This is a genomic window from Cellulophaga sp. 20_2_10 (genome assembly GCF_023476645.1).
Lineage (GTDB): Bacteria > Bacteroidota > Bacteroidia > Flavobacteriales > Flavobacteriaceae > Cellulophaga.
This window is the reverse complement of record NZ_JAMCOJ010000026.1, coordinates 1-8,679: the sequence shown is the minus strand read 5'-3', so window position 1 is coordinate 8,679 and position 8,679 is coordinate 1. Positions and strand designations below refer to the sequence as shown.

The 8,679-nt window shown below is 29.8% G+C and carries 10 protein-coding genes; all 10 read left to right on the top strand.

Annotated features, from left to right (window positions below; all coding sequences use genetic code 11):
* Positions 1–321: 321 nt before the first annotated feature.
* The 10 genes from M4I21_RS18150 to M4I21_RS18105 all read left to right on the top strand — a co-directional run bounded on the left by M4I21_RS18150 (position 322) and on the right by M4I21_RS18105 (position 8,308).
* Positions 322–1,119: a hypothetical protein gene (locus M4I21_RS18150; protein WP_249560649.1), complete on the top strand. Its 798-nt coding sequence runs from the start codon at positions 322–324 to the stop codon at positions 1,117–1,119.
* 356 nt (positions 1,120–1,475) lie between these two features.
* A complete protein-coding gene (locus M4I21_RS18145; RefSeq protein ID WP_249560648.1) occupies positions 1,476–2,363 on the top strand; it encodes a CPBP family intramembrane glutamic endopeptidase in 888 nt (295 codons plus the stop codon).
* A 396-nt stretch (positions 2,364–2,759) separates the two neighbouring features.
* The gene (locus M4I21_RS18140) at positions 2,760–3,221 is read left to right on the top strand and encodes a mobile mystery protein A (protein WP_249560647.1); all 462 of its coding nucleotides are present in this window, start codon (positions 2,760–2,762) and stop codon (positions 3,219–3,221) included.
* On the top strand, positions 3,212–3,808 hold the full coding sequence (locus tag M4I21_RS18135; protein WP_249560646.1) for a mobile mystery protein B: 597 nt from the start codon (positions 3,212–3,214) through the stop codon (positions 3,806–3,808). Before M4I21_RS18140 ends, M4I21_RS18135 begins: the two co-directional genes overlap by 10 nt.
* A 168-nt stretch (positions 3,809–3,976) precedes the next feature.
* Positions 3,977–4,675, top strand: a complete 699-nt coding sequence (locus M4I21_RS18130) for a toxin-antitoxin system YwqK family antitoxin (RefSeq protein WP_249560645.1) — start codon at positions 3,977–3,979, stop codon at positions 4,673–4,675.
* Positions 4,676–4,886: 211 nt separating this feature from the next.
* On the top strand, positions 4,887–5,447 hold the full coding sequence (locus tag M4I21_RS18125) for a hypothetical protein (RefSeq protein WP_249560644.1): 561 nt from the start codon (positions 4,887–4,889) through the stop codon (positions 5,445–5,447).
* Between the two features lie 369 nt (positions 5,448–5,816).
* The gene (locus tag M4I21_RS18120) at positions 5,817–6,182 is read left to right on the top strand and encodes a hypothetical protein (protein WP_249560643.1); all 366 of its coding nucleotides are present in this window, start codon (positions 5,817–5,819) and stop codon (positions 6,180–6,182) included.
* Positions 6,183–6,246: 64 nt separating this feature from the next.
* Positions 6,247–6,501: a hypothetical protein gene (locus tag M4I21_RS18115; RefSeq protein ID WP_249560642.1), complete on the top strand. Its 255-nt coding sequence runs from the start codon at positions 6,247–6,249 to the stop codon at positions 6,499–6,501.
* A gap of 267 nt (positions 6,502–6,768) precedes the next feature.
* Positions 6,769–7,503 (top strand): M50 family metallopeptidase, encoded by a 735-nt coding sequence (locus M4I21_RS18110; RefSeq protein WP_249560641.1) that lies wholly within the window; start codon positions 6,769–6,771, stop codon positions 7,501–7,503.
* A 442-nt stretch (positions 7,504–7,945) separates the two neighbouring features.
* Positions 7,946–8,308 (top strand): hypothetical protein, encoded by a 363-nt coding sequence (locus M4I21_RS18105; RefSeq protein ID WP_249560640.1) that lies wholly within the window; start codon positions 7,946–7,948, stop codon positions 8,306–8,308.
* Positions 8,309–8,679: the final 371 nt, after the last annotated feature.

Sequence of the window (8,679 nt, the reverse complement as noted above, 5' to 3'; positions counted from 1 at the left end):
TACGAACCTGCAATTGGAACTGTTCCTGCTGAAACAAATGAAAATAGTTGGCGATTAAATCAAGGAAAATGGAGAAAAGTCTGGAAAAACAATAATGAATCTTTTAGAAAATATAGAAATAAATACAATCAATTGGCAATTGAATTAACATTAACAAATTAAAATACTGTGGGCAACACTGTGTATAATTAATTGCTTGGTCACTGCCGACTTACGAATCCCGAAGCGTCGGGACTGGCGGACTTTCTTGGTTGGTAATTTTTACTAAATTAGTTGCTTGAAACACGAAACAAACCATATACAACAACGTTAGCTATAATTTTGAAAAATAAAAATTACATCATCATTTTCATCCTAGCCCTGACAATTCTGTCATGTGGACAAAACTCATTTGAAAAAGAAATAAACGGAAAGTGGTACGGGGTGGAAAATGATGGATTTACCAGAATGTACTTTTACCAAGATAGTCTGATATTTATGGAGGGCGATACTCAAACTGTAAAATGGACAGCGGATGAATCCAAAATTGAATTTGATTATGTTGAACAATGGCCTTATCAAACTTTGGTGAAAGATTCAACAAAAACAATGTTTATAGAATATTTTCTTTCAAAAAACAACAATACTCTTTCCTTTAATAACATTAACGATTCAACAATAGATGGAAACTTTAAATTGATCAGAGCTAAAAACTATTTTGACTTTTTGAGCAAACAAAGTGGAGTGAAATTCACATTACCTAATGCCATCAAAGTTGAACGTGTAGGACTATATAGTAAATATGGTATGAAAATTTTTATTGGAACTATTAATAATAAAATCGTTACTATATCGGAATATGGTAATGGACTGGATTCAATTAAAACCGATATTATTAGGTTTAAACAAAACCTTAATCCATTAGATGAATATCATCAACGAAAATTGGACTCTGAAATTCATTTCAGAGTATTTGCGGACAAGTCAATTTCAGACCAAAAAATTGAAAAACTTATTCAAAAAATCAATAAAAGTTATGTGAAAAAAGTCTTCAGAATATATGAAACTGATAATTACTATAATTTCGAAACCTTAGCGGGGAAACCGATAAAAACTATTGCTAACAATGCCAATAATTAATTCGGGCTTAGGTTTTTACACCAAGGTCTGTCTATATTTATAATGTCGCGAAATCTTTAGTCCCGAAGCGTCGGGATTGCTTTGATAGAAAAAAAAGAAAACACAAAACCATAAGGTTTTGCTTTGTGCGTAGCTGGAAATCAAACGGATTTCTGCCCCGCACTAACCTTATACGAACCGTTAGTATTTATTGTAAAAAAGCATTTTGGCAGACTTCTATATTTTCGCAGATGGACCTTATAGCAAGTTTGATTACTGAATTAATAATTCAAAAGTTTAAATACAATTCAAATTGTAACAAATAAATAAAAATGACTACTTACTACATATAAAGTGTTTCACAAATAAAATCCAATATGGCTAATAAGAGTTTAAAGAGTGTTTTATCCATTTTGGCAATTCTGACGATATTAAGTGGAATAGGATACCACTATATAAAAGATACTTCGATGGCAATAATATATATTGCTGTTTTTTATATGCCAACTCCTCTATATGCGCTTTCCATTCACTCTCTAATCACTAAAGAAAATTTAGTCTTAAAGTACATAGATTTCAAAAAATTAAACTTAAAAAAAATTATTTCTCCAATTTTAATGTTTTTAACTTGGGTAATAATTATACTAACTTTGACTTTTTCTTTAGCACACTTTTTCCCTGAAATGTTTTCAAATTTAATTACCACAAATGAAGAACTAATTTTAAAAATACAAGAATTAGCAGGTGAGAATGCTTCAAGTAATGCAAATTTACCTCCTTCTCCATTACTGATAATCCCCTTAGCCATATTAAGTGCAATTATAGCAGGGTTTACAATTAATTTAATATTTGGTTTTACCGAAGAAATTTTATGGAGAGGTTACCTCTGGGATGAACTTAAAGGTCTAGGTCTGATTAAATATTCTTTATTAACGGGTGTCATTTGGGGATTGTGGCATGCTCCTCTAATTTTACAAGGTTATAATTATGGTAACGAGAATTTAGTATTTGGCACAATAGCATTCATAATATTTTGCACAATTTTTTCTTTTGCATTTACTATTCTCAAAGTTAAGACTGAAAGTACACTATTGTGCGGTGCGTTTCATGGTATGTTCAATGCTTTTGCTGGTGTATTTACAATTCTACTCGTAAATGGAAATCCATTTATAGATGGCGCTATTGGATTAACATCAATAATTTCAATAATATTTGTTGTCTTTTTGTTTTCATATCTGTACAAAATCAAGTTTAAGTTTATATAAACTCCTTTATAAGTAATTTACAGAATACACTGTTAACACAAACGGAATTAAGCACTCTAACGGAAACAACAAATGCTAACAAAGCCAAAACGTAATACGGGCTTAAGTCTTAAACGCCAAGGTCTACGTATTTTTATAATGTCGCGAAATCTTTGGGATTTCGCTTTGACACAAACAAAGATAAAACAAAATAAATCCCGAAGCGTCGGGATGGCTTAGTATCAAACCGAAATTCAGTGCTTATCAACTGCCCTATGTTTCTAATACATAAACGTTAGCATTAATTTAATAACACAAAATTAGTGATACATATATGTATTTTTTTATTTGTTTTTTTATACGTATTTGTATACTTTTAAATTTTATAATATACTTATATGTATAAAATATCATCAAATGAGAAACAAAAAAAAATTACTCATAGAACAACTGGACCAAAAATTAGCAAATTTTAAAGATGCAGGAATGGTCCTGGTCCCACAAAAGGGATGGGTTAATACTATTAGAACTACTCTTAATATGACAAGGGACCAATTAGGGACCAAACTTAAATTAACTAAAGGAGCCATACAAAAAATCGAGGAACGCGAAGCCACAGGTCAGATAACCATTAATAAATTAAAAGATGTTGGCAATGCCTTGAATATGAAATTCATCTACGGTTTTATTCCGAAAGATGGAACCATTGAAAGTCTAATAAACTTAAAGGCCGAAAAGTTGGCCCGAAAAATAGTATTAAGAACTAACCAAAATATGAAATTGGAGGACCAAGGAATTGGAGATGAAAAAATAGATAAAACCATAAAAGAGCTTGCTAGTGAAATAAAACGAGAGATGAAAAAATCATTATGGGATTAGCATTCAATTATAAAGATGGACAAACACCTTTAGACGAAGAAGAAAAGGAAGGTATTAAAATAAAGTCTATAACTACTCAAGGAGAACTAGATGAATTTGAGCAATTGAACATTGAAAAAGCAGTCGAATGGACTATTCATACAAAATTCAAACTTGAAAAAATTTTAACTGAAAAATTTGTAACAGACTTGCACCAAAAAATGTATGGTGATGTATGGAAATGGGCTGGTGAATTTAGAAAGACTGAAAAGAACATTGGAATTTCTTGGACACAAATTGGAATTGAATTAAAAAATTTACTGGACGACACTAAGTATTGGATAGAAAACAAAACTTTTCCACCTGAAGAAATAGCTATAAGATTTAAGCATCGCATAGTATCCATTCATTGCTTTCCTAATGGCAATGGGAGACACTCTAGAATGATGGCTGATATAATTATGGAATCAATATTTGGGAATGAAATATTTTCTTGGCATCAATCAAATATAGTTAAAGCTAACGAAACAAGAAATCAATATATAAATGCTTTAAAAGAAGCTGATAAAGGAAGTTTTAAACAGTTAATTGAATTTGCAAAAAACTAATGACAACAAAGCCTAAACATAATGCGGAATTTAGGGCAAAACCGAAAAAAATAAAACAAAACAAATCCCGAAGCGTCGGGACTAGCGGATTTCCTATCTCTGATTTATTTATTAATTTTATCGCTTTAAACACGAAACTAATCATACACACAAACATTAGCAACCATTATGAAAAAACGACATTATATAACTATACTAATTGTTTTTATTCTGTTTTCTTGCCAATCACAAGATAAAAAAGAGATTAAAAAGAATGGAGATTATGCCATAGGAGAATATTTAAATGAAACTAAAGAGGGGCTTTGGGAATATTATCGTTCAAGTGGAAACTTAGAGGAAATAGGTAATTATAAAAATGGAGAAAAAAATGGACTTTGGAAAAAATACTTTAAAGATGGAAAAGAGCAATTAGCTTTTGATAAAAAATATAAAAATGGGAAAATAGACATCAATTCTGAATATTACAAAGGAGGGAAAGATAGATTAGTTTTTGAAATAAAATATGAAAACGATTTGAAGAATGGAAGTTCTGTTTTTTATTATAGAAATGGTGGATTAATGAAAACAGGTGAATACAAAAATGATATTGAAACAGGTGAATGGAATTACTATTACGAAACAGGAAAGCTCAAAAATATTGGAAAATATATTGATGGAAAAAAAGATGGAGAATGGAAATATTATTACGAATCTGGAAAATTAATGGTAATTAGACAGTACGTTAAAGGAAAACAGTTTGGTGAAAGAAAGTCTCTCTTTGAAAATGGGAATTTAATGTCTATTGGCAATTATGTTAATGATATAAAATCTGGAGCTTGGAAATACTATAATGAAAACGGAGATTTAATTAAGACTGAACAAAATTAACGTTTGTTAACAAAACCTATAAACAATACGGGCTTCTGGCTTAAACAAATGGTCTGTGTATATTTATAAGCCCACAAAATCTTTTGATTTGGTATTAAAGAAGAAAAATTAAAACAAAACAAATCCCGAAGCGTCGGGATGGCTATGTGCTTAATCGGAAATTAATCGCTTTATAATTTCCGTACTAATCATAGCCCAACCATTGTACACAATGTCAAAAAAACTGAATTACATATCGATTTTCATTCTATTTTTAATCAGCATTTCGTGTAAAAACGAAATAAAAAATACTGAACCGCATTCAAATATTGAATCGGAATTAAAAACTGATATTCAGAATAACCACATTGAATTGGATTACATTAACCTAAAATATCCTTTTTTAACAAGCTATGTTAATAAACTTAAAAATGACACATTATTTTACGAAAAATGTAGCGATTGTAATTTACCAGGTTTAGATAATGAAAATATAATGGGATATACTGACAGAGTGCATCCTACAGGAAATTACTTTAGAAAAGATATTAAAATTGGTGATTTTGAATTTGATACTTTCTTTGTTTATGAAAAGAAAAATTATAAAAAGGATAATGAATCAGAAAGAGTTTACAAACGGTTGTATTTATGTTATTTTAATGAAAAACAGAGAAAAGAGTTTGATCAATTTTCACATTATTATGAAAATATGATAAATCACGGAAAACAAATACTTGATATTGAATATTTAAATAACACAACTATCATTACCATTCAATATGCTGGCTATTGAAATTTCTAAAAAACACTATATACAACACCATATAAAATTCATTGCTAGCTTCTTGCATATTTGCGAATCCTGAAGGGCTTGTACCACGTACTTTCTACTTATGATTTACTTGCAAACTTTACCACTTAAAACAACGTTATAAGAAATAAAAAAAATAATATGAACTATACATTTTTTATTTTAGGATTGTTTCTAATTTCGAGTTGTTTTATTTTTAAATCTAAGTATGTTTTAATTAAGGAAGAAAGCGGTGGATGTTTAATAAGTATCAATTTAAAATACTAGCTACAGAATGTGTAGAAGGCACTAAAAAAAGGAAGGTATTGCGAATACAACTAAATAAAAAAATAAGCTAAACTAACTGAAAATATGAAAGCCGAAAAAATCTTTTCAAAAATACTAATGTGGTTGCCATCACTAATAATAACTTTGTTTTATATTCCAAACGCATTGGATAAAATCCTGAATTCAAATCAAACTGAAAAAATTGTTACAAATAGTACAATACTCATACTTACTGGCGTATTTCTGTTAATTTCAACTGCTTTATTTTTATACAACAAAACAGTAATTATAGGAAGTAGTCTTTTGGCATTTTATATGACATTTATTGTCTTTATTCATATGTATAAAGGAAAACCGTATGAAGTGGCAATTCTAATTGTTATGGCGACAATATTTGCCGCTTATATTAGAAAACCACAATTATTTCATCAAAAAAAAGTAATTGATTAAGCAAATATAAAGACCTTACTTAAACTTTGCTTTTTAATGAAACTGAATTTTAAAATTAAAATATATGGAGGAAACAGAACTATATAAACTCACAGATGAAGATCTATTAGCCAAGAAAAAGAAATTGAAAAACCGAAAAATATTTAGTGCTTTTGCAATTGGTGTTGCGGTTGTAGCCTGGAGTTTAGGTTCTAAGAAAAACTTAATTGCTTTTCTTCTTCCGATGTTACTTCCTATTTACTTTATTTACAAAATAATAAAAAATTCTAAAAAGGATAAGAAATTAGAAACGCTATTAAAAGAACGTAATTTGAATTAAGGTTTTAGGCAAAACCAAAAGCTAAGTACACTAGAAATAACTAAAATACCAAACGCGTTCTAAACAGCTTAGCGTAGACAAAATAAGAATAGAAGCGTACTTACTGGGCGTGTACCCACTGTAGCTAACAACGGCTTTAATTAACGCGCACACAAGGTCTTTGAGGAATGTTAGTTTATATTTGTAAAGACCACAAAATCGGCAAGATTTAAGCGCCGTACTACTCATAGCCAAATCGTTGTGCGCAACTAAAAACAAACACCGTAAATGACAGCAAAAATTATTGAAATATTAGGCATTGTAATTATGTTATTTGTTGTTCTTGGCGTTCACGAATTGGGTCATTTGCTTTCCGGATTAGCTCAAGGTTTTAGGTTTGAAATTTTTGTAGTTGGTCCTTTGGGAATAAAAAGGGAAAACAATAAAATTAAAGTTTATCTAAATAAAAATATTGGTCATTATGGCGGAATTGCAGCTACAATACCTAAAAATGACAATCCTGAAAACGGTAAGATTTTTGCGAAAATAATTCTAGCAGGCCCAATTGCGTCGCTTATCCTTGCCTTAATTTTGGTTAGCTTATATTTCTTACTTCATTTAAACAATCCAATAATTATATTAATTGGAGCATTAGCATCCACAGGTATTTTTTTTGTTACATTAATACCAATGAAAACAGGGATGTTTTTTAGCGATGGAAAACGGTATCAAAGGTTAACTTCTAACGGTCCAGAAAAGGAAGTTGAATTAGCAGTTTTGCGTGTAATGGGTAGTTACGCAAAAAATGATTCTTACATAAATGTGAACCCAAATGATATTGAAATAATGATATCGGATGAACATTATACATATTTTGGATTATTTACTAAATTAACTTATCAATTTGAGGCAAATGGAAGTTTTGAATTAGAAACAAAAAATAAGTTTGATGAATTATCTAAAACAATGCCAAAATCTATGGTAAAATTCTCTAATAAAGAACTAGATAAATTAACAAAATAACTGTGCCCAACAAAGTAGTTCTATAAGAATTATCAAATATTAGTGCTGATTTTACAAGTTCTACTTCGTCCATTTACGCTTCTTCTACTTTTACGCATTACAGCTTTGTTAACCAACCATAACTGCTTAACTCACTACCTCTCTTAAAACACTCAAAACCGCCTTCTAAAACCATCTACAAACACCACGGGTTTAAACTATTTTAATGCATGGTACACATAAAATTGGGTCAATTACACAAATACGTATTTGTAGTACAGAAAATAGTTTTAAATTGTGAGAAAAATAGTAACCTAATAATAGCTAGAAATGTAAAACGTGCGTTTACACAACCCTATTGGCGAAATAAACGCAATAAAATGAGGTTACTGACTAGTTGTAAGTAATTTTGAGCAAATTGTAACAAAATGAAGAAATAAGTTACTAATAGAAAAAACAAATAATGAAAAAAACAATTTTAGTACTAGTCGGAATTTTAATATTAAGCTGTTCAAAGGAATCGGAAACAAAATATTCAACTGATTCTGAAAAAGTATTCTTAATAATTACGGAAAACACAACTGAAAGCGAATTGACGAAAATAGCATCTGAATTTAAAACAGACAAAAATATAATTGTTGACTTTTCCAAAACTGAATTTTCTGAAAATGGAAAAATTAAAAACCTGAATTTAGAAGTCGATTGTAACGATGGATTTAAAGGAACTGCAAAAAGTTCTGGAATAATTTTAAAAGGTAAAAATTCTGGCTTTTCAAGAGATTATGCTAAAAACTCTGAAATTCCATTTGTGATTGGAGCAATGTAAGCTAAACAAAAAACAACTACTTACAACACTATATATAGCAAATACGGCAATTTAGGCTAGTTCCAAAGGGCGGTGCTCTTTTACTAAGTCGCCAAATCTTTTGATTTGGTATTAAGCGAGAAAAATTAAAACAAAATAAAAAGATTTGGCTTGTGGCTTAACCGAAGATTATTTTTTATTTTCTGCCCTACTTGCCATATATTTAACGATGTAACATCAGTAGCTAAAAGTAATTTGGTACGACCCATCGAACTCTCGATCCAATAAAGTGGCTCACTAATCATTTTTTTTATAAAAATCGCTCAGCGAGACGGCTAATAAGCTTTAGCCTCGCGTGGCCGCGCGAAACTAAAGCTTATTATCTTACACTT